Origin of the sequence: Pseudomonas sp. PDM24 (assembly GCF_019218905.1) — a bacterium.
Classification (GTDB): Bacteria; Pseudomonadota; Gammaproteobacteria; order Pseudomonadales; family Pseudomonadaceae; genus Aquipseudomonas.
The window spans coordinates 330,284-351,068 of record NZ_JAHUWR010000003.1; the positions used below are offsets into that span (position 1 = coordinate 330,284).

24 protein-coding genes are annotated in these 20,785 nt (G+C 59.9%); 15 read left to right on the forward strand and 9 right to left on the reverse strand.

All coding sequences use genetic code 11. The annotated features are described in order from the left end of the window. Positions 1–3: 3 nt before the first annotated feature. From KW837_RS13135 to fabI, 4 genes are read left to right on the forward strand one after another with little or no spacing between them, the layout of a single operon-like run. A complete protein-coding gene (locus tag KW837_RS13135) occupies positions 4–1,077 on the forward strand; it encodes a microcin C ABC transporter permease YejB (RefSeq protein WP_123495110.1) in 1,074 nt (357 codons plus the stop codon). A gap of 1 nt (position 1,078) precedes the next feature. Beyond that, positions 1,079–2,098: an ABC transporter permease gene (locus KW837_RS13140; RefSeq protein WP_008074378.1), complete on the forward strand. Its 1,020-nt coding sequence runs from the start codon at positions 1,079–1,081 to the stop codon at positions 2,096–2,098. Position 2,099: 1 nt separating this feature from the next. Further along, positions 2,100–3,710, forward strand: a complete 1,611-nt coding sequence (locus KW837_RS13145) for an ABC transporter ATP-binding protein (protein ID WP_218396270.1) — start codon at positions 2,100–2,102, stop codon at positions 3,708–3,710. Positions 3,711–3,731: 21 nt separating this feature from the next. Further along, a complete protein-coding gene (gene fabI, locus KW837_RS13150) occupies positions 3,732–4,526 on the forward strand; it encodes an enoyl-ACP reductase FabI (protein ID WP_007906751.1) in 795 nt (264 codons plus the stop codon). A 179-nt stretch (positions 4,527–4,705) separates the two neighbouring features. Here fabI and KW837_RS13155 read toward each other — a convergent pair whose 3' ends face one another. Beyond that, the gene (locus KW837_RS13155) at positions 4,706–5,572 is read right to left on the reverse strand and encodes a LysR family transcriptional regulator (protein ID WP_218396272.1); all 867 of its coding nucleotides are present in this window, start codon (positions 5,570–5,572) and stop codon (positions 4,706–4,708) included. 114 nt (positions 5,573–5,686) lie between these two features. Here KW837_RS13155 and KW837_RS13160 point away from each other — a divergent pair, with 114 nt between their 5' ends. Beyond that, the gene (locus KW837_RS13160) at positions 5,687–6,112 is read left to right on the forward strand and encodes a VOC family protein (protein WP_218396274.1); all 426 of its coding nucleotides are present in this window, start codon (positions 5,687–5,689) and stop codon (positions 6,110–6,112) included. Between the two features lie 35 nt (positions 6,113–6,147). On the opposite strand, the gene KW837_RS13165 is transcribed toward KW837_RS13160, so the two are convergent. The 4 genes from KW837_RS13165 to KW837_RS13180 form a co-directional block, all read right to left on the reverse strand. Then, entirely contained in the window at positions 6,148–6,759 is a 612-nt protein-coding gene (locus tag KW837_RS13165) for a GGDEF domain-containing protein (protein ID WP_218396276.1), read from the reverse strand. Positions 6,760–6,832: 73 nt separating this feature from the next. Then, positions 6,833–7,411: a hypothetical protein gene (locus tag KW837_RS13170; RefSeq protein ID WP_218396279.1), complete on the reverse strand. Its 579-nt coding sequence runs from the start codon at positions 7,409–7,411 to the stop codon at positions 6,833–6,835. 1 nt (position 7,412) lies between these two features. Continuing rightward, on the reverse strand, positions 7,413–9,581 hold the full coding sequence (locus KW837_RS13175; RefSeq protein ID WP_218396281.1) for a xanthine dehydrogenase family protein molybdopterin-binding subunit: 2,169 nt from the start codon (positions 9,579–9,581) through the stop codon (positions 7,413–7,415). A 24-nt stretch (positions 9,582–9,605) separates the two neighbouring features. Beyond that, complete coding sequence (locus KW837_RS13180) at positions 9,606–10,061, reverse strand: (2Fe-2S)-binding protein (RefSeq protein ID WP_007906916.1); 456 nt, start codon at positions 10,059–10,061, stop codon at positions 9,606–9,608. Positions 10,062–10,431: 370 nt separating this feature from the next. Here KW837_RS13180 and KW837_RS13185 point away from each other — a divergent pair, with 370 nt between their 5' ends. Together KW837_RS13185 and KW837_RS13190 are read left to right on the forward strand one after the other, a co-directional pair. Continuing rightward, a complete protein-coding gene (locus tag KW837_RS13185) occupies positions 10,432–10,935 on the forward strand; it encodes a VOC family protein (protein WP_218396282.1) in 504 nt (167 codons plus the stop codon). Positions 10,936–10,969: 34 nt separating this feature from the next. After that, positions 10,970–11,803 carry an AraC family transcriptional regulator gene (locus KW837_RS13190; protein WP_218396284.1) on the forward strand — a complete coding sequence of 278 codons (834 nt, stop codon included), beginning with the start codon at positions 10,970–10,972 and terminating at the stop codon, positions 11,801–11,803. Between the two features lie 156 nt (positions 11,804–11,959). Here the strand turns inward: KW837_RS13190 and KW837_RS13195 are convergent, their stop codons facing one another. Beyond that, the gene (locus KW837_RS13195) at positions 11,960–12,547 is read right to left on the reverse strand and encodes a LysE family translocator (RefSeq protein ID WP_218396286.1); all 588 of its coding nucleotides are present in this window, start codon (positions 12,545–12,547) and stop codon (positions 11,960–11,962) included. Positions 12,548–12,789: 242 nt separating this feature from the next. Between KW837_RS13195 and KW837_RS13200 the strand changes: the two genes are divergently transcribed. The 3 genes from KW837_RS13200 to KW837_RS13210 all read left to right on the forward strand — a co-directional run bounded on the left by KW837_RS13200 (position 12,790) and on the right by KW837_RS13210 (position 14,453). Next, positions 12,790–13,002 (forward strand): DUF1059 domain-containing protein, encoded by a 213-nt coding sequence (locus KW837_RS13200; RefSeq protein ID WP_008074349.1) that lies wholly within the window; start codon positions 12,790–12,792, stop codon positions 13,000–13,002. A gap of 150 nt (positions 13,003–13,152) precedes the next feature. After that, on the forward strand, positions 13,153–13,443 hold the full coding sequence (locus KW837_RS13205) for a hypothetical protein (protein ID WP_192343663.1): 291 nt from the start codon (positions 13,153–13,155) through the stop codon (positions 13,441–13,443). A gap of 389 nt (positions 13,444–13,832) precedes the next feature. Beyond that, positions 13,833–14,453 carry a LysE family translocator gene (locus KW837_RS13210; RefSeq protein WP_218396288.1) on the forward strand — a complete coding sequence of 207 codons (621 nt, stop codon included), beginning with the start codon at positions 13,833–13,835 and terminating at the stop codon, positions 14,451–14,453. Positions 14,454–14,456: 3 nt separating this feature from the next. Here the strand turns inward: KW837_RS13210 and KW837_RS13215 are convergent, their stop codons facing one another. Beyond that, the gene (locus tag KW837_RS13215) at positions 14,457–14,870 is read right to left on the reverse strand and encodes a VOC family protein (protein WP_218396290.1); all 414 of its coding nucleotides are present in this window, start codon (positions 14,868–14,870) and stop codon (positions 14,457–14,459) included. Positions 14,871–14,995: 125 nt separating this feature from the next. On the opposite strand from KW837_RS13215, the gene KW837_RS13220 reads away from it, so the two are divergent. The 4 genes from KW837_RS13220 to KW837_RS13235 all read left to right on the forward strand — a co-directional run bounded on the left by KW837_RS13220 (position 14,996) and on the right by KW837_RS13235 (position 18,315). Then, positions 14,996–16,078, forward strand: coding sequence for a bifunctional transcriptional activator/DNA repair enzyme AdaA (locus KW837_RS13220; protein ID WP_218396292.1), 1,083 nt, complete (start codon positions 14,996–14,998; stop codon positions 16,076–16,078). 45 nt (positions 16,079–16,123) lie between these two features. Further along, a complete protein-coding gene (locus KW837_RS13225) occupies positions 16,124–16,936 on the forward strand; it encodes an isocitrate lyase/phosphoenolpyruvate mutase family protein (RefSeq protein ID WP_218396294.1) in 813 nt (270 codons plus the stop codon). Positions 16,937–17,011: 75 nt separating this feature from the next. Beyond that, entirely contained in the window at positions 17,012–17,629 is a 618-nt protein-coding gene (locus KW837_RS13230; protein ID WP_123495125.1) for a DNA-3-methyladenine glycosylase, read from the forward strand. 197 nt (positions 17,630–17,826) lie between these two features. Next, positions 17,827–18,315: a GFA family protein gene (locus KW837_RS13235; RefSeq protein WP_218396295.1), complete on the forward strand. Its 489-nt coding sequence runs from the start codon at positions 17,827–17,829 to the stop codon at positions 18,313–18,315. 106 nt (positions 18,316–18,421) lie between these two features. On the opposite strand, the gene KW837_RS13240 is transcribed toward KW837_RS13235, so the two are convergent. Beyond that, positions 18,422–19,030 (reverse strand): tRNA-(ms[2]io[6]A)-hydroxylase, encoded by a 609-nt coding sequence (locus KW837_RS13240; protein WP_038984135.1) that lies wholly within the window; start codon positions 19,028–19,030, stop codon positions 18,422–18,424. 161 nt (positions 19,031–19,191) lie between these two features. On the opposite strand from KW837_RS13240, the gene KW837_RS13245 reads away from it, so the two are divergent. Next, entirely contained in the window at positions 19,192–20,055 is an 864-nt protein-coding gene (locus KW837_RS13245) for a universal stress protein (RefSeq protein ID WP_218396296.1), read from the forward strand. Between the two features lie 129 nt (positions 20,056–20,184). Here the strand turns inward: KW837_RS13245 and KW837_RS13250 are convergent, their stop codons facing one another. Beyond that, on the reverse strand, positions 20,185–20,655 hold the full coding sequence (locus KW837_RS13250; protein ID WP_048394589.1) for a DUF1289 domain-containing protein: 471 nt from the start codon (positions 20,653–20,655) through the stop codon (positions 20,185–20,187). Positions 20,656–20,785 lie beyond the last annotated feature (130 nt).

A 20,785-nucleotide genomic window follows, 5' to 3' on the forward strand; every position in this document is an offset into this window, starting at 1 on the left:
CAGATGCTGGCGTATATTTTTCGGCGACTGCTGCTGATCATCCCGACCCTGCTCGGCATTTTGCTGATCAACTTCGTGATCATCCAGGCCGCCCCCGGCGGGCCGGTGGAACAGATGATCGCCAAGCTCGAAGGCTTCGAAGGCGCCACCAGCCGCATTGCCGGCGGCGGTGCCGAGGTGTCGGTGGCCGGCTCGGCCTATCGTGGGGCGCAAGGCCTGGACCCGGCGCTGGTCAAGGAAATCGAGCACATGTACGGCTTCGATAAATCGGCGCCGGAGCGTTTGTGGATCATGATCAAGAACTACGCCACCCTGGATTTCGGTGACAGCTTCTTCCGTGACGCCAAGGTCATCGACCTGATCAAGGAAAAGATGCCGGTGTCGATCTCCCTTGGGCTGTGGAGCACGCTGATCATGTACCTGGTGTCGATCCCGCTGGGGATCGCCAAGGCGACGCGACACGGCAGCCACTTCGACGTCTGGACCAGTTCGGCGATCATCGTCGGCTACGCGATCCCGGCGTTCCTGTTTGCCATCTTGCTGATTGTGGTGTTCGCCGGCGGCAGCTATTTCGACTGGTTTCCGTTGCGGGGCCTGACCTCGAACAACTTCGATGAACTGAGCACTGGCGGCAAGATCCTCGATTACTTCTGGCACCTGGCACTGCCGGTGACCGCCTTGGTGATCGGCAACTTCGCAACCATGACCTTGCTGACCAAGAACAGCTTCCTCGATGAAATCAACAAGCAGTACGTAGTCACCGCCAAGGCCAAGGGCCTGACCCGCCACCGCGTGTTGTACGGCCATGTGTTCCGCAACGCCATGCTACTGGTGATCGCCGGTTTCCCCTCGGCGTTCATCGGGATCTTCTTCACCGGCTCGTTGCTGGTGGAAGTGATCTTCTCCCTCGACGGCATGGGACTGATGAGTTTCGAGGCGGCGATCAACCGCGATTACCCGGTGGTCTTCGGCACGCTGTTTATCTTCACCCTGCTGGGGCTGGTGGTGAAATTGATCGGTGACCTCACTTACACCTTTGTCGATCCGCGCATCGACTTCGAAAGCCGGGAGCATTGAGATGAACCTGTCCCCTCTCAATCGCCGACGTTTCGAGCTGTTCAAGGCCAACAAGCGTGGCTGGTGGTCGTTGTGGCTGTTCCTGATTCTGTTCGGCGCAAGCCTCGGTGCAGAACTGATCGCCAACGACAAACCGCTGGTGGTGCATTACGACAACGCCTGGTACTTCCCGGCCCTCAAGCGCTACCCGGAAACCGCGTTCGGCGGCGAATTCCCGCTGGAAGCCAACTACAAGAGCCCGTACATTCGCGAACTGCTCAAGGCCAAGGACGCCTGGGTCTTGTGGGCGCCGATCCCCTACAGCTACCAGAGCATCAACTACGACCTGAAAGTCCCGGCCCCCGCGCCGCCTTCGGCCGATAACCTGCTGGGCACCGACGATCAGGGCCGCGATGTGCTGGCCCGGGTTATTTATGGCTTCCGGATTTCGGTGCTGTTCGCTTTGACGCTGACCATTCTCAGCTCGATCATCGGCGTGATCGCCGGGGCCTTGCAGGGTTTTTATGGCGGCTGGGTCGACCTGGCCGGGCAGCGTTTTCTGGAGATCTGGTCCGGGTTGCCGGTGCTGTACCTGCTGATCATTCTGGCCAGTTTCGTGCAACCAAATTTCTGGTGGCTGCTGGGGATCATGCTGCTGTTCTCGTGGATGAGCCTGGTGGATGTGGTGCGCGCCGAATTCCTGCGCGGCCGGAATCTGGAATACGTGCGCGCGGCGCGGGCGCTGGGCATGCAGAATGGTGCGATCATGTTCCGCCACATCCTGCCCAACGCCATGGTCTCGACCATGACCTTCATGCCGTTCATCCTGACCGGCGCCATCGGCACGCTCACCGCCCTGGACTTCCTCGGCTTCGGCCTGCCGCCGGGCGCGCCGTCCCTGGGTGAACTGGTGGCCCAGGGCAAATCCAACCTGCAAGCGCCGTGGCTGGGTATGAGTGCGTTTGCGGTGCTGGCGTTGATGTTGAGTCTGCTGGTGTTCATCGGCGAGTCCGCTCGCGATGCCTTCGACCCGAGGAAGTGAAATGAATCAGGACAATCTGATCGAAGTGCGCGACCTGGCCGTCGAGTTTGTCGTCGGTGAGCGCGTGCAGCGGGTGGTCGAGGGCGTCAGCTTCGACATCAAGCGCGGCGAAACCCTGGCGCTGGTGGGCGAAAGCGGCTCCGGCAAATCGGTGACCGCCCACTCGATCCTGCGGCTGCTGCCCTACCCGCTGGCCCGGCATCCGTCCGGAACTATCACTTATTCCGACCGGAATCTGCTGGACCTGAAAGAGAAAACCATCCGCCACATCCGCGGCAACCGGATTGCGATGATCTTTCAAGAGCCGATGACCTCGCTCAACCCTCTGCATTCGATCGAAAAACAGATCAACGAAATCCTGGGTATCCATAAAGGCCTGACCGGCAAAGTCGCGACCAAGCGCACGCTGGAACTGCTGGAAATGGTCGGCATCCCCGAACCGCAGAAGCGTCTCAAGGCCCTGCCCCACGAATTGTCCGGCGGCCAGCGCCAACGGGTAATGATCGCGATGGCCCTGGCCAATGAGCCGGAATTGCTGATCGCAGACGAACCGACCACGGCCCTGGACGTGACCGTTCAACTGAAAATCCTCGAACTGCTCAAGGAATTACAGGCCCGTCTGGGCATGGCGTTGTTACTGATCAGTCACGATTTGAACCTTGTACGAAGAATTGCGCATCGGGTATGTGTCATGCAGCGCGGTTGCATCGTCGAACAGGCATCGTGCGAAGAATTGTTCCGCGCGCCGCAGCATCCGTACACGCGGGAACTGCTGGCAGCGGAGCCCAGCGGCAAGCCGGCGACCAATCTGATTGGCCCGCCGTTGCTGCAGGTCGAGGACCTGAAAGTCTGGTTCCCGATCAAGAAAGGCTTTCTGAAAAAGACCGTGGACCATATCAAAGCGGTCGACGGCATCAATTTCAGCCTGCCCCAGGGCCAGACCCTGGGGATTGTGGGAGAAAGCGGTTCCGGCAAGTCGACGCTCGGCCTGGCGATTTTGCGGCTGATCGGTAGCAAAGGCGTCATACGTTTTGAAGGCAAGCAGCTAGACTGCCTGACGCAGAGCGAAGTTCGGCCGCTGCGCCGGGAAATGCAGGTGGTGTTCCAGGACCCGTTCGGCAGCCTGAGCCCACGGATGTGCGTGAGCCAGATCGTCGGCGAAGGCCTGCGGATCCACAAGATGGGCACCGAGGCAGAACAGGAACAAGCGATTATTGCGGCACTCAAGGAGGTAGGTCTGGACCCGGAAACCCGGCACCGCTACCCCCACGAATTTTCCGGTGGGCAACGGCAAAGAATCGCCATTGCCCGGGCATTAGTGCTAAAACCGGCGTTGATTCTGCTGGACGAGCCGACTTCGGCCCTCGACCGCACCGTGCAACGCCAAGTGGTGGAGCTGCTACGTTCACTGCAAACCAAGTACAACCTGACGTATTTGTTTATCAGCCATGACCTGGCTGTCGTCAAAGCGCTGAGCCACCAGCTGATGGTGGTCAAGCATGGCCAAGTGGTCGAACAGGGAGACGCGCAAAGTATCTTTGCCGCCCCCCAACATCCGTATACACAGCAGTTGCTGGAAGCCGCTTTTCTGGCACCAGCCACTGCGCAATAAACCTGAAAAGAGGAGCAACACATGGGTTTTCTCGCCGGTAAGCGCGTACTGATCGTCGGTGTCGCCAGCAAGCTGTCCATCGCATCCGGCATCGCTGCCGCCATGCATCGCGAGGGCGCTGAGCTTGCCTTCACTTATCAGAACGACAAACTCAAGGGTCGTGTCGAAGAATTCGCACAAGGCTGGGGCTCGAGCCCTGAGCTGTGCTTCCCGTGCGACGTGGCCAGCGATGAAGAAATCGCCAAGGTCTTCGAAGCACTGAGCAAGAAGTGGGACGGCCTGGACTGCATCGTGCACTCCGTCGGCTTCGCCCCGGGCGACCAACTGGACGGCGACTTCACCGAAGCCACCACCCGTGAAGGTTTCCGCATCGCTCACGACATCAGCGCCTACAGCTTCGTGGCCCTGGCCAAGGCTGGTCGCGAAATGATGAAAGGCCGCAATGGCAGCCTGCTGACCCTGTCCTACCTGGGCGCCGAGCGCACCATGCCGAACTACAACGTGATGGGCATGGCCAAGGCTTCTTTGGAAGCTGGCGTGCGTTACCTGGCCGGCTCCCTGGGCCCGGATGGCACCCGCGTGAACTGCGTATCGGCTGGCCCGATCCGCACCCTCGCCGCTTCCGGCATCAAGAACTTCCGTAAGATGCTGGCCGCCAACGAAGCGCAAACCCCGCTGCGTCGTAACGTCACCATCGACGAAGTCGGCAACGCCGGCGCCTTCCTGTGCTCGGACCTGGCGTCCGGCATCAGCGGCGAAATCATGTACGTAGACGGCGGCTTCAACACCACCGCCATGGGCAACATCGAAGAGTGATCTTCGGTTAGCCATTAAAAACCCGCCTCTTCAGGCGGGTTTTTTTATGGCTTCAATTCCAGGATTGACGCGGTCAAATGTGGGAGCGGGCTTGCTCGCGAAAGCGGTGCGCCAGTCGACACTTTCTGTATGCCGTACACCGCCTTCGCGAGCAAGCCCGCTCCCACAGGGGTTAGCGTTTAGTCATCGATCTGTGTCAAACACCGCGCAAACAACTGCTGGATCGGTTGTGTGCGCTGGCTATAACGCTGCAACAGCACGATCTCCCGGTAGAACGTCAGCTCACCCAACGGGATGATCCGCACCTTCGCCCCATGCTCAAGCCACAGCCCAGCCTCGGGCAATAGCGAAACACCCAGCCCGCATTCGACCATTTTGACGATAGCTTCCAGCTCATCCAGCTCCAGAGCTACCTGCACATCAATCTGCTGCTCACGTAAAAAGCGAGTCACCAAGCGCCCACCGAAAGAATTGCGGTCGTAGCGTACGTGGGGATGGTTGGCGAGTAACTGCAGCGGGTCGTCGCCCTCAAGGTCTGCCGGTACGATCAGCACAAACGGCTCCCGGCGAATGACTTGCACCGACAATTCCTTGGGCAATTCAAACGGTGGCTTGATCAGAATCGCCAGATCCACTTCGCCGGTGTCCACCTGACTCAACAGGCTCAGGGATACCCCCGGCACCAGCTTCGCCTCCAGCAATGGCGCCTGCTGCCGGAGTCGCAACAGCGCGCGCGGCAACAACCCGGTCTGGGCGGTGGCCACCGCGCCGATCTTCAATTCGCCACGAAACTCGCCGACGCTATCACTGACGGCCATGCGGCTGAAGGTCTCAAGGATTTCCCGAGCCATCGGTAACGCCCGCTGCCCCGCGGCGTTGAGAACCGCCTGACGTCCGGTGCGATCGAACAGGCGAATGCCCAACGCCTGTTCGAGGTTGCGGATCTGCGCGCTGACCGCCGACTGGGTCAGGCCAATGTGCATGCCTGCCGCAGCGAACGTGCCATGACGCGTCACGGCAATGAAGGTTTTCAGTTCCCGCAGCATGCGACTCTCCGATTGATCGAAATAATTTGAGCTCGTCGCAAAAACTATCGTCTTTCAATCAAAAAGCACAGGACTAAACTCGGTCTTAACGCTCAACCCGTCGAGGCACGTCCGATGCAACTGTCCCCTTTTCACTTGGCCATCCCGGTTTACGACTTGGCCGCTGCCCGGTGCTTCTATGGTGAAGTGTTCGGCCTGGAAGAAGGTCGCTCCAGCGACCACTGGGTCGATTTCAACTTTTTCGGCCATCAACTGGTCATTCATCTGGCACCGAAAAACGCTTCTCAGGAAGCCGCATACACCAATGCCGTGGATGGCCACGACGTACCGGTGCCGCATTTCGGTGTGGTATTGGGGATGGCGGAATGGGAGGCCCTGGCCGAGCGTTTGAAAGCCCTTGGCACGCGCTTCGTGATCGAACCGGGTATCCGCTTTCAGGGATTGGTGGGCGAACAGGCGACGATGTTTCTCTTCGACCCCTGCGGCAATGCCCTGGAGTTCAAGGCATTCAAGAACATCGACCAGTTGTTCGCCAAATGATCCGAGCACGTTGCAGCGCTATTGCAAGACGCCATTCAACAATGACGGACGTCGCGCAGCGCCTTATCGACCAAGGCCAGCAAGTCTTCCGCCGTCTGGTGTAGCCGAGGATCAAACTCGATCTGCCCGATACTGAAGCGAATGTCATAGCCACGATGCGCCGTGGCATTGCGTTCATCGAGTATTTCTTCGAGGCGCGCTCTGATCGCGGCGATTTCCACGGCGTCGGTGCCGGTCAACAAGGCAGCAAACTCATCGCTGCCGAGCCGGCCGATCACATCGCTTTCACGAAAGGCGATGCGTAGCACATCGGCGAAGGTTTTCAGGGCATCGTCGCCCTCGGCGCGACCGTACAGCTGGTTGATGCGTTTGAAGTCATCAAGGTCGAAAAACAGCAGCGTCGCGGGTATGCCCAACTGCTGACAGGCCTCCAGCGCCAACCGGGCCAAAGCCTCGAAGCCATGACGATTGGAGAGCAGCGTCAATTCATCCATGCTCGCCATCTGCACGCCCGTCAGTTCTTGCTCGGCCTTTCGCGCCAGGTCGCGCAATACATCGCGATCCTGCGCCGCGCTGTCGAGGATATTCGGTGCACGCAAGGCATCTGCGCCAACGCCGGGTTTAAACGATTTGCCTGGGGTTAACATCACTCACTCCTTGATGGGTATGAACGTTAGAGTCGCTCATACCCGGTATGACTCCCTATAAACGCGCCGCTGGTCAGCTTCCTGCAACCGGACACGGCCCTCCAGCATCGGCCCAGAGCTTGAACTGGGTGACAAAAATGTCGTGGGGCACCGGCACCGGCGCCCGCCCCTCGCCCGGGCGCCAGCCCCAGAGCACCAGTTTGTCCTCGCTGACGTGCTTGATCAGCGCCGCAAAATCACGGTCGCCATTACTGGAACGGTCCTTGATCATCGCGCACAACTTGTCGGCTGGCAGCCCAATCCAGGCCATCTTGTGTGCGGCTGGCGGCAGGCTCCAATGCGGTGCTCCGGGTGGAGCGTTGGGGCCATAGCTGGCCGGCGGATTGCGTTCGGCATGACAACTGGCACACGGCAAACCGGCTGCGCCCTTGCCGTCCAGGCCGCGAACCACATTCATTGCGTGAGGAACACCGGCGTCGAACTGCAACGGTGAATCGCCGGGGATATGACAGTTCTGGCAACGCGGGCTCTGGAACACCTTCTGCACCGTGTCGAACGCCTTCACCGCCTCTTTATCATCAGCGAACAGGTCCGAGGTATAACCACCCAGGCCGATCAGCATCACCGCGCCCCAAAATATATGTCGTCTCATCTCACACCCCCGACAGTTGCAACGGCAGTTCCCGCAGACGCTGCCCGGTCAGGGCAAACACCGCGTTCGCCACGGCCGGCGCCACGGGCGGTACACCGACCTCGCCGATGCCGCCGGGCTTGTCGCTGCTGGGGACGATATGCACCTCGACCACCGGCATCTCGTTCAGGCGCAGGACCTGATAATCGTGATAATTGGACTGTTCCACCTGACCGTCCTTGAACGTCAGTTTGCTGTGCAAGGTAAAACTGAGACCAAAGGTGATGCCTGACTCCATCTGCGCGGCGATGCTCTGCGGATTGACCGCAATGCCGCAGTCCACCGCACACACCACCCGGTGCACGCGAATCGCCAGATTGTCCTGGGACACCTCGGCCACCTGGGCGACATAACTGCCGAAAGACTCATGCACCGCCACGCCCAATGCGTGACCGTCTGGCAACGGTGCTTTCCAGTTGGCTTTCTCTACTGCCAGATTCAGGACGCCCAGATGCCGCGGATGCGCCTTGAGCAAAGCGCGTCGGTATTCCACCGGGTCCTTGCCGGCGGCGTCTGCCAGTTCGTCGATCAACGACTCCATGACGAATGCAGTGTGGGTGTGCCCCACCGAACGCAACCACAGCACGCTGATGCCGGTTTGCGGCGAATGCAGTTCGACTTGGTGGTTGGCCAGCCCCTCAAGGTAAGGACTGTCGGCCACGCCTTCGACGGAGGTTTTGTCGATGCCATCCTTGACCATGGTCGCCGCGAACGACGTGCCAGTCAGAATCGACTGCCCGACCAGCACATGCTTCCAGGCCATTGGCATGCCGTCGGCATCCAGGCCGATGCGCGCTTGATGCAGGAACGCCGAGCGGTAATAACCGCCGCGAATGTCATCCTCTCGGGCCCAGACGGTTTTTACCGGCGCGCCCGCCGCTTTGGCGACGTACACGGCTTCGCTGACAAAATCCGAGGTCGGGTTGGCCCGACGCCCGAAACCGCCACCGAGGAATTGGGTGTGGATCTCTACCTGTTCGGGTTTGAGCCCGGTGATCTTCCCCGCGATCATCTGATCCAGCGTCTGAAACTGCGTGCCGGTCCAGATTTCGCATTTGTCCTTGGAAATTTTCACCGTGCAGTTGAGCGGCTCCATCGGCGCGTGAGCCAGGTACGGCACGCTGTATTCTGCTTCAATCGTCTTCGCTGCTTTGCCTAGTGTCGCCGTCGCATCCCCGGCCCGACTGGCGGAAGTGCCGGGGGTGGCGGCGAGTTTACGGAAGCTTTCCAGCAGTTTCTGACTGTCGAGCCCGGCGTTCGGCCCCAGGTCCCATTCGACCTTCAGCGCATCGCGCCCCAGCTTCGCCGCCCAATAATGATCGGCAATCACCGCGACACCCGTGGGCACCTGCACCACTTTGTGCACGCCCGGCACCGCCAGTGCCTCGGCGCCTTCGAAGGATTTGACGCTGCCACCGAACACCGGTGGACGTGCAACCATCGCCGTCATCAGCCCATCGAATTGCACATCCATGCCGAACTTCGCCTGCCCGGTGATTTTCTCCGGGGTGTCGAGGCGCTTGGTGGGTTTGCCGATGACCTTCCAGTCTTTGGCTTCCTTGAACTTGATCGAAGCCGGATCCGGCACTGGCAGCTTGCCAGCGTCATCCGCCAATTCGCCGTAAGTGGCGCGCTTGTCGCCGGCCATGACCACGCCCGATTCGGTGCGGATCTGCGAAGGCGCCACGTCGAATCGCTTGGCCGCCGCCTCGATCAGCATCAAGCGCGCCGCCGCTCCGGCCTGGCGATAGCGGTCGAACTCCATCCAGGTCGACGTCGAACCGCCGGTGATCTGCATCCCGCCAAACGCCGGCAGGCCATAATCGGCCGCCGAAGCCGGCGCATGTTCGACACGGATTTTCGACCAGTCGGCGTCCAGCTCTTCGGCGATCAACATGGTCAGGCCGGTCCAGATGCCCTGGCCCATTTCCGAATGACCGAGCAGCACGGTGATGCTGTTGTCGTTGCCAATGCGTAAAAAGGCATTGGGGGCGAAGACGTTTCCTTGATTCTCGGCGCCTAGGGCAAAGCGATTGGCACCGGGGATGACAAACGCCACCACCAGACCGCCGCCCAACACCGCACTGCCCTTGAGAAAACCGCGACGCGAGACAGGGTTGATTCTGTTCATGGGTCAGCTCCCTTCGACGTGGTATCAACCGATCTCGGCGGCGCGTTTGACCGCGGCGCGGATTCTTGGGTAGGTGCCGCAGCGGCAGATGTTGCCGGACAGCGCCTGGTCGATGTCGCTGTCGGTGGGCTTGGGGATCTTCGCCAGCAACGCGGCCGCCGACATGATCTGCCCCGACTGGCAATAGCCGCACTGAACCACGTCGAGTTCGGCCCAGGCTTGCTGGACCGGGTGCGACCCATCAGCGGACAAGCCTTCGATGGTGAGAATTTTCTGCCCGTGGGCCACCGCCGTGGCAGGCGTGATGCAAGAGCGCAGCGGCGCGCCGTCGACGTGTACGGTGCAAGCGCCACACTGGGCCATGCCGCAACCGAATTTGGTGCCCGTCAGGTGCGCGACATCGCGCAGCACCCAGAGCAACGGCATGTCCGCCGGGACATCCAGTTCCTGGTCCTTGCCATTGATATTAAGGGTCAGCATTGCGGGTTTCCTCAGACTCACGGTGTTCTGAAGGGGCGCCTCTGCCTCGGCGCCATCATTTTTGTGTAGGAGCGAGCGGTGCGGCGATCCGACTTGCCCGCGAAGCACGATAACGCGGTGTGACAGCAATGACGCCTTCGCGAGCAAGCTTCGCTCCTACAAGGTCGGCGGGTTACGCGCGCCTTGGGTTATCCATACAGCTAAGCGCAATTTGACCCACAAGCCATGTTCATCGACCACCGGTCGCCGCCCATTCGCTCCAAACGGGTTGGGGAAATTCTCACGACTTGTCGATCTATGGCACAACCGGACCACCACAGGCTGACTACGCTGATAATCCAGAGTGATTAACCCGCAGAGGAGCACTGCCATGCACCGCGTTCAAAAACTCACGCCTTGCCTGTGGTTCGACGATCAGGCCGAGGACGCCGCGAAGTTTTACTGCGCGATCTTCGATCATTCCAAAATCGCCGGCATCACCCATTACGGCAAGGCCGGTCAGGAAATCCACGGCCGGCCGGAAGGTTCGGTGATGACCGTCAGTTTCGAACTCGATGGGCAGAGCTTCACCGGCCTTAACGGTGGCCCGGTTTTCAAGTTCAATGAGGCGATCTCATTCCAGGTCAATTGTCACACTCAGGAAGAAGTCGACCACTTCTGGGGGCGCCTGTCTGCGGGCGGTCCCGTTGAAGCCCAGCAATGCGGCTGGCTCAAGGATAAATTCGGCGTGTCGTGGCAAATCGTGCCCGTGGCGTTGATGGACATGATGAAAGACCCCGACACAGCCAAATCCCAGCGCGCCATGGCGGCGATGCTGCAAATGAAAAAACTCGACATCGCCATGCTGCAACGAGCCTTTGACGGCGAGAGCTAATACACTCCAGAGCTGAACCGCCGAGGACGCCAGGATGAAGCACGCCGTCACCAAAGATGCAGACAAAGCCCCGCGCTTCTGGCGTGACGACGCGCTGCCCTTCATCGAAGCCCGTTCCATCGCCGACGGTCGCGAGGTCTGCTACAGCCGGCATTCCCATGCGCACTTTTCCATTGGCGCGATCACCGCCGGGCGCAGCACCTATATTCACGAGCAATCGGAGTTTCAGGTCAGTGCCGGCACCGTGGTGCTGATGAATCCGGGCGATGTGCATGCCTGCAACCCGATCGACGACCAGCCGTGGTCGTACCTGATGCTGTACGTCGAGACGCCTTGGCTGACCGATTTGCAGCATCAGCTCGGCTTCAGCCAGGACTCGGCGTTTCGCCGGTTTTCCATCACTCACAATCGTGACGCCGAGCTGTTTGCTGGCCTGAAGAATTTGTACGAGGTGTTGATCGACCCGCAGCAAGACGTGCTGCGCAAGCACAGCGCGGCGGTGGAATTTTTCACCGACGTGCAACAGCGGCTCAACCCTGTCGAGCAACCGCTGCGCGAACCCAATTTCAAGCTGGAACGGGCCGCCGACTATATCCGCGACAACTGCACGCACATGCTCAAGCTCGAGGATATTTGCGAGGCGGCGCAACTGTCGCCGTCGTACCTGATCCGCGCGTTCAAGCAGCATTACGGCATGACGCCCCATGCGTTTCTGATCAACCGGCGCATCCAGTTCGCGCAGGAACAACTGCGTAGCGGCAAGTTGATTGCCGATGTGGCGCTGGAAGCCGGGTTTGCTGATCAGGCGCATTTTCAGCGCGCGTTCAAACAGCATCTGGCGGCGACACCGGGGCAGTATCGCGGTTGATGCCAACACAAAATCCCCTGTGGGAGCGGGCTTGCTCGCGAAGGTGTCAGGTCAGTCGACATCAATGTTGAATGACACACCGCTTTCGCGAGCAAGCCCGCTCCCACAGGGAAAGCATTGGCAATAAGAGTTGTGCCGGTAACCACCATTGCAAACCTACGGCAGCAGCAAATACCCCGCACTCACCGCCAGCAACAACGCCATGACCCGATTGAACAGGCGCATCCCCGCCGGGTTGCTCAGATAGCCGCGCAAAAACGTGCCGGCATAGGCCCAGCAACCCACCGACAAGTAGCAGATCACCAGATACACCGCCGCAAACTGCCAAACCAGCCGCGCCTCGCCATCGGCGACAAACGCGCCCATCCCCGCCACACAGGCCAGCCAGGCTTTCGGGTTGAGCCATTGCATCACCGCGCCATACAGCATCGATGGCGCCCGCCCCGACTCCTTGGCATCGAGTTGACCGTTATCAGTGGCCAATTTGAAAGCCATGAACAACAGAAACGCCACCCCCGCCCATTGCACCACCCGCGTCAGCGCCGGCCAACGCTGCAACACCTCATGCAATCCCAACCCCATCAGCACCAACAGCAGAACAAACCCCAGGGTCGCCCCGGTCACATGCCGTTGACTGGCGCGAAAGCCGAACTGCGCGCCAGAGCTCAACGCCACAATGTTCACCGGTCCCGGTGTAATCGAAGCTGCCAGCGCAAACGCGGCCATGGAAAGAATCAGACTCATTGCATACCTTCTTCAATTCAGTTGAACCAGGCTTCAAGGTAATGAGCAGCCTGAACGCCGTATTGAAGAAAACACCCCTCTGCGTCATTGCAAGCCTGCCACGATGCGCCTTGTGGCGAGCCTATACTCTAAGAGTTGGCACACTCGAAGCGACCTGCAATCGTGTTTGATGTACGTGGTATCGCGTCGAGTGATCGTTCACGCAGGCCACGGCCTGCCTTCGTCGTAGGGAGGAAAAGATCATGGCGCGTAAATACATCGACTGCCGCGAGTTTCCAAGCGATTCCAAATGCTCGGTCGCGCTGTCCGCAGACTCTGAAAACGAACTGCTCGAGGCCGCCGCACAGCATGCGGTCAGCGTTCACAAGCACACCGACTCACCGGAACTGCGTGCGCAACTGAAGACGATGTTTCACGACGGTACTCCGCCTGTTGAAGCACCACGTCCCGCGTAGGAGCTGCCGAAGGCTGCGATCTTTTGATCTTGATCTTCATCAGGACCGCCGGGAACATAAATAGGGATACATAAAAAGGGACAGACCACGATTTAAGGCATATGCCGAGCAATCGTGGTCTGTCCCCTGTTTTCCCCAAAGGAGACGACCATGTATGCGGTTATAAGAACCTACCTGGGTGCTGGAGCAAAGCAGCTTTTCGAGCTTTTGGAACAGCGCAAGGCCGACGTCGAAGCTACCCTGCGGACAGTGCCAGGCCTGGTAAGCTACACACTGCTGAACACGGGTGATGGCGGTACGGCGGTGACTGTTTGCACGGACAAGGCCGGCAGCGATGCGAGCTTGAAAGTCGCACGCGACTGGATTCAGAAGAATGCCTCGAATATTCACGCAAACCCGCCGATCGTGACGGAAGGTCCGGTGATTGTGCAGATCAAATAGCGTGCCTTTCCGGTTGATCGCTGAATGACGAAGGAGATCCCTTGTAGGAGCCAGGCTTGCCGGCGAAGGCTCTGAAGGACGCCTTCGCCGGCAAGCCTGGCTCCTACATGTCCGATTTACCCTTAACTGACCAGCATTCAATGCCAGCCAGTTAAGGCGCAGAACCTGTGGGAGCGGGCTTGCTCGCGAAGGCGTCAGGTCAGTCGACATAAATGTTGAATGACACACCGCTTTCGCGAGCAAGCCCGCTCCCACGACTGCGCTAACCGACTGACATTAGCGCTAACCAAGCCGGCACAAGTGTATGGCGATTTGCGTTCACCGCTGTATGGGCCGGCCCACTCGTCACTCATGATAAAAATACGGTTCTCGTTACTGGAGCCGTCGTCATGGACCTCGCCACCCTCACCCTGTTTCTCCCGGCCTGCTTCGCCCTGAACATGGCTCCCGGCCCGAACAATCTACTGTCGGTCAGCAACGCTACCCGTTATGGCTATCGTCGCGCCTGCGTGGCCGGCGTCGGTCGTTTGCTGGCGTTTGCCGGGATGATCGCCCTGGCCGCCGCCGGGTTGTCGGTGGTGCTGAAAACCTCGGAATGGCTGTTTTATGCGATCAAGATCATCGGCGCCGCTTACTTGTTGTACCTGGCCTGGCAATTGTGGCGCGCCAATCCCGAGGCCGAGCAGCTTGTGACCGCCGCACCAATTGGTATTGTCGCTCTGGCGCGGCAGGAGTTTCTGGTGGCTGCGGGTAATCCCAAGGCTATTTTGCTGTTCACCGCATTCCTGCCGCAATTCGTCGACCCGACTCGACCGATTGCCGCGCAATTCGTCGTACTCGGCGCGTTGTTCCTGCTGCTGGAATGGATCGCCATCAGCGCCTACGCCTACATGGGCCTGCACATGCGCCGCTGGTTCGCCGAACCACGGGGCAAGCAGATCTTCAACCGTTGCTGCGCGGGATTGTTGTCGGCTGCGGCCTCAGTGTTGTTGATGGCGAAACGGGCCTGAACTTTACCCTTGGGACGGCCCTTTCAGTTCGACCTGATTGCCGTCCGGATCGAAGCAATAGATCGACAGCCCGTGGCCTTCGGCGCCGAAACGCACGGCGGCTTTCTCGGGGGGCAGGCCGAAGGACTGCAAGTGACTGACCAGCGCTTCCTCGTCGAACGGTTCGATGCGCAGGCAGAAGTGATCGACGTTGCGCCGTTCGTGGCCAGCGGCAGCACCGCCCTTGCGGCCGAGTTCGCCCTGGATGTCGACGAGGTCGATCATCGAGGTGCCCGCACGCAAATGCACCAGGCCCAGATCGTCACGGCGCTTGACCAGTTCGGCGCCGAGTACCTCGCCGTAAAAAGTGATACTTCGTTCGAGATCCTTGACGCGCAGGACGATGTGATCGATGTGTTTGATCGTGAACGGTTGCATAGGATGATTCCTGTAAATATCGTTTACAGCATGACCGGCGACCCGATGACTGTAGCGCAGGGCCACAAAAATTCACTATCGATTTTCCGGTGGAGGCGCCGGGCGACGCAGCATATGCTCAGCCCATGAACCTACAAAACGCTGTGCTTCCGCCCCACGCCGAGATGGTTCGCGCCATGCTCGAACGCGACACCGCCTACGAGGGGGTGTTCTTTACCGCGGTCAAAACCACCGGCATTTTCTGCCGCCCCGGCTGTACGGCGCGCAAACCGAAGCCGGAAAACGTTGAGTTTTTCGCCCATGCCGATGAGGCGATGTCGGCGGGCTATCGGGCCTGTCTGCGTTGCAAGCCGCTGGACGCCGCGGCCATCGCGCCGGACTGGGTGCAGCGGCTGCTCAAATCCGTGGACGCCGACCCCGATCTGCGCTGGACCGATGCCCAGTTGCTGGCCGAGGGCATCGAGCCGCTGAAACTGCGCCGCTGGTTCAAGCAGCATTTCGGCATGACCTTTCACGCCTGGCTGCGCAGCCGGCGCCTGGGCATCGCCCTCGGTGGCATCAAACAGGGCGCATCCATCGACAACGCCGCGTTCGACTCCGGCTACGAATCCCTGAGCGGCTTTCGCGATGCGTTTCAAAAGTCGTTCCATATCACGCCCGGCCGCGCGGCCCACAGCGAGCCGCTGCTGTTCACTCGACTGACCACGCCGCTGGGGCCAATGATCGCCATGGCCGAACAGCGTGGCCTGGTGCTGCTAGAGTTTCTCGATCGACCGGCATTGACCAAGGAAATCGAAGAATTGCAGAGCCGTTATGGCTACGCCGTGGTACCCGGACACAACGGGCATTTGCAGCAGACTGAACAAGAACTGGCGCAATACTTCGCTGGTAAACGAACCGAATTCAACATGCCACTGCGCCTGCCCGGCAGCGCTTTCGCCCGGCAGGTATGGGCCGAACTGATGAAAATCCCCTACGGCCAGACCACTACTTATGGCGCCATCGCCGCACAACTGGGCAACCCCGGCGCCAGTCGCGCCGTGGGCCTGGCCAACGGACAAAACCGCTTGGCGATTATCCTGCCCTGTCACCGGGTGATCGGTGCAGACGGCTCGTTGACCGGCTATGGTGGAGGACAGCCGCGCAAGGCGTTTCTGCTCAGGCTGGAAAGCGCCGCGGTGCAAATCACCGAGCAACTCGCGTTCTGATCACGCCACCGTTTATTCAAAAAAAGTCATAAGGAAGGACATTCGATGGACACACTCGACAACCAATTTCACCAACTGCATCAGAGCGGTTTGCTGATTCTGACCAACGTCGCCGATGCCACCGGGGCGCGACTGGTGGAACAGCTAGGCAGCAAGGCTGTCGCCACCAGCAGCGCGGCGGTGGCTTGGGTTCACGGCTACCCGGATGGCAATACCTTGCCGCTTGAACGTCTCGTTTCCACCGTTGAATCCATCGCCCGAGTCATCACGGTGCCGTTGACCGTGGACATTGAGGCCGGTTATTCCGATGACCTGGGTCGGGTCGCAGAAGTGATCGACGCCGTCATCGCCGCCGGTGCCGTGGGGATCAATATCGAGGACGGTGCTTCGCCGCCCGAGCTGCTGGCCCACAAGATCGAAATCGCTCGCCAGGTTGCCAATCGCCGGGACGTGAAGTTGTTTATCAACGCTCGCACCGACGTGTATCTCAAGGGCTTGGTACCGGCCGAAGATCGCGTCGCAGAAACACTCAAACGGGCCGCGTTGTATCAGGCCGCAGGGGCCGACGGGCTGTTCGCGGCGGGCGTCACGGCGGCGTATGAGATTGAAGCGTTGTGCCGTGGCACAACGCTGCCGGTGAACGTGCTGGGTTTCGCGGGCCTGCCTTCGCCTGAAGAACTGCAAACCCTCGGCGTGCGCCGTTTGAGCGCCGGCTCGAGCATCGCCGAATTCCTCTACGGCGCCATGGCGTCGGTAGCCAAAAGCTTTCTGGAAACCGGAAAACTCGATAGCAGCGACCTCAAGGCCTTCACTTATGGCCAAGTGAACGCCCTGCTGGCCTCCTCCGGCAAAGTTTGACCGCAAGCAATGGAGTGCGGCGCTGCGGAGTGAGGGCTAATCTCCCCCGCAGTCACCCGCGCTTCAGGATGCTCCATGCCCGACACCTACCAACTGGCCAGCGAATTTCTCTCGGCCCTCGACGCCGACTGGCAACGCCACATCAGCGCCATCGGCCCCTGCCTGCATCAGCCCCATGCGGCTCGCGATCCTTACGAATCGCTGGTGCGGGCAATTGCCTATCAGCAACTGCATGCCAAGGCCGGCGATGCGATTGTCGGCCGGCTGCTGGCGTTGTTTCCGGCGAGCACCTTCCCAAGGCCTGAGCAGATTCTGGCGACCGACTTCGAGCAGATGCGTGGTTGCGGGTTTTCCGCCAGCAAGATCGCGACCATTCAGGGCATTGCTCAGGCCGCTCTGGACGGCGTGGTGCCGGATTACGCCACGGCGCTGGCGATGGACGATGAAGCCTTGATCGAGCGCTTGATCACCTTGCGTGGGGTGGGTCGCTGGACCGTGGAAATGCTGCTGATCTACAGCTTGGAGCGGCCGGACATTTTACCGGCCGATGACTTTGGCGTGCGTGAGGGTTATCGGCGGCTGAAGGGGCTGGAAGTACAGCCGACTCGTAAGCAGATGATTGAAATCGGGATGGCGTGGCGCCCTTATCGGACGGTGGCGGCGTGGTACTTGTGGCGGGTGCCCGGGCGGTAGACCGCGTTATCGTTCTTCGCGAGCAAGCCCGCTCCCACATTAGATCTTCAGTGAACGCAGATTTTGTGTACGAAAACGATTAAGTGTGGGAGCGGACTTGCTCGCGAAGAGGCCCGCCAGCCAACATAAATTCAACTGACAAGGAACACTGACAGTCTAGGCTGTCCTGAGTCATCCCAACCTCATTGGAGGTTCCCATGCAGCTCGAAGGCTCCTGCCATTGCGGCGCGGTGTCGTTCAGCCTGACCAGCGCCCACCCCTACCCTTATCAACGCTGCTATTGCTCGATCTGTCGCAGGACCCAGGGCGGTGGCGGTTATGCGATCAACATTGCTGGCGATGCCGCCAGCCTGAAGGTGCGCGGTCGCAAGCACATCTCGATTTACCATGCGCGGCTCAAGGAAAAAGGTGACATACGCGCCCATCGCAGCACCGCCGAGCGGCATTTCTGTTCCGTTTGCGGCTCGGGACTATGGCTGTTCAGCCCTGAATGGCCGGAATTGATTCACCCGTTTGCCTCGGCCATCGACACTCCGTTGCCGGTACCACCGGAACACACGCATCTGATGCTCGGCTCCAAGGCGCCATGGGTAGAAGTCGAGGCGCATCCGGGCGACCAGCAGTTCGACGTCTATCCCGAAGAATCCATCGCCCAATGGCATGAGCGCCTGGGTTTGAGCCGTTAGGTCGCTTTACAGTCTTTGACAGTTCCCGACGCAATTGCAGGAGCACGGCTTGCCGGCGAAAGCGTCCTTGAGATCGCCTTCGCGGGCAAGCCTCGCTCCTACAAGGTTATGCGGCGGCGGGCACACCACTGTGAAAGCGAAACTCCACATCCGGCGACTCGATCAACGCCTGCTCGGCGTCACGAACCTTGTCGATCACCTGGGCGATGTCCTTGGCGTCACCGTACTGATAGGCCAGTTTCAGGTAACCCTGGAAATGCCGCGCCTCGCTTTTCAGCAGGCCGAAGTAGAACTTGCCCAGCTCTTCATCCAGATGCGGCACCAACGCCTCGAAACGCTCGCAGCTGCGGGCTTCGATGAAGGCGCCGACCACCAGGGTATCCACCAGCTTCACCGGTTCGTGGCTGCGCACCACTTTGCGCAGCCCCGAGGCGTAACGCCCGGCGGACAGCTGACGCAGCCCGATCTTGCGCTTTTTCATCAGGCGCATGACCTGTTCGTGGTGCACCAGCTCTTCCCGGGCCAGACGCGACATCAGGTTGATCAGATCGACGTGGGAGTGGTACTTGGCAATCAGGCTCAACGCCGTGCTGGCCGCCTTGAATTCGCAGTTTTTGTGGTCGATCAGCAGGGTTTCCTGATCGGCCAGCGCGGCCTGGACCCAGCCATCAGGCGTGCGGCAGCCGAGGAACTCGTGAATTTCGGGAAGGATCATGGGGCTCACGGATAAAAGGTACAAAACGAAGGGCGCCGATTATACCGGCCTGCCGACAGACCACCAGACGCCAACCGTTGATATGCATCAAGTCGCCGAATGCCGGCCAGCAACTATAGTTGTCCAACGCAGTGTTTTTTATCTTCATGGAGATCCCGATCATGCAAGCCATTCGCAGCATCCTGGTGGTCATCGAACCCGAACACTCGGAAAGCCTGGCGCTTAAACGGGCCAAACTGATCGCTGGCGTGACCCAGGCCCATCTGCACCTGCTGGTCTGCGATAAAAAGCATGATCACGCTGGCATGCTTGGCGTGCTCAAGGCTGCGCTGGTGGCGGACGGTTACAGCGTCACCACCGAACAGGCCTGGAACGAAAGCCTGCACGAAACCATCGTCGAGGTGCAGCAAGCCGAAGGCTGCGGGCTGGTGGTCAAGCAGCATTTCGCTGACAGCCCGCTGAAAAAAGCTCTGCTGACCCCGGCGGACTGGAAACTGCTGCGTTATTGCCCTACCCCGGTGCTGCTGGTGAAAACCGCCAAGCCCTGGACCGGCGGCGTGATCCTGGCGGCCATCGATGTTGGCAACATCGACGGCGAACACCGTACCTTGCACGCCAGCATCATCGATCATGGCTACGACATCGCCAGCCTGGCCAAGGCCCATTTACACGTGATCAGCGCTCACCCATCGCCGATGCTGTCGGCGGCCGACCCGACGTTTCAGCTCAGCGAAACCATTGAGGCCCGCTATCGCGAGCAGTGCAAAGCCTTTCAGGCCGAGTTCGACATTGATGACGAGCATCTGCATATCAAGGAAGGTCCGGCGGATGTGTTGATTCCGTACATGGCCCATAAGCTGGGGGCATCGGTGACGGTGATCGGCACCGTGGCGCGGACCGGGTTGTCGGGGGCGTTGATCGGGAATACGGCGGAGGTGGTGCTGGATGCGCTGGAGAGCGATGTGCTGGTGCTCAAGCCGGATACGATCATGGATCATCTGGAAGAGATCGTGACCCAGCATTGAGATTTTCGGCGTCAGATAAATAGCCTTCGCGAGCAAGCCCGCTCCCACATGGGATCTCCATTGGACATGAAATTTGTGAACGACACAGATCCAATGTGGGAGCGGGCTTGCTCGCGAAGCTTTTAAGGTTTAACCGCCAAACGCATCCTTGAGAAACCCCGGCGCAATGTAGCGCTGGTAATGCGCTTCCGAGAGCAGAAAAAATTCCCGATCAATGGCATCGCGCAATTCCGGCAGGTTCCAGTCGCGGAACTCCGGCAGCAGCACCATCCCGTAGGCTTCCAGATTGTTGATAACCCGCGCCCCCCGGGCGATCAGCTGATAAGCCCAGCAATATTCCGACTGATGCGGCACAAAGCGGATCTTGCGCTGCTCCAGCTGCAGACGCAGCAACGCGGGATCGAAAATTTCCACCTTGCTGGCCATCACTTGCGATAACAGTTGCTCAAGACGCAGCCACACCGCGCGTTTTTCTTCCTCGTTGTAACCGTTCCAGTGAATCACTTCATGGTGGAAACGCTTGCAGCCACGGCACACCAGGTCACCGTAAACAGTGGAGCAGAGGCCGACGCAGGGGGTCTTGATGGTCTGATTGGGCATAGGTAGGCAAAACACGGGAAAGCAGAACAGGTCGGCATGTTAGCCCTTTGTCTAACATTCATCACCCCTCAAAATTCGAGGGCTCAGGGTCTATTGGACTTTGGTGACGGCCGCGACGGATGCCCGCTTG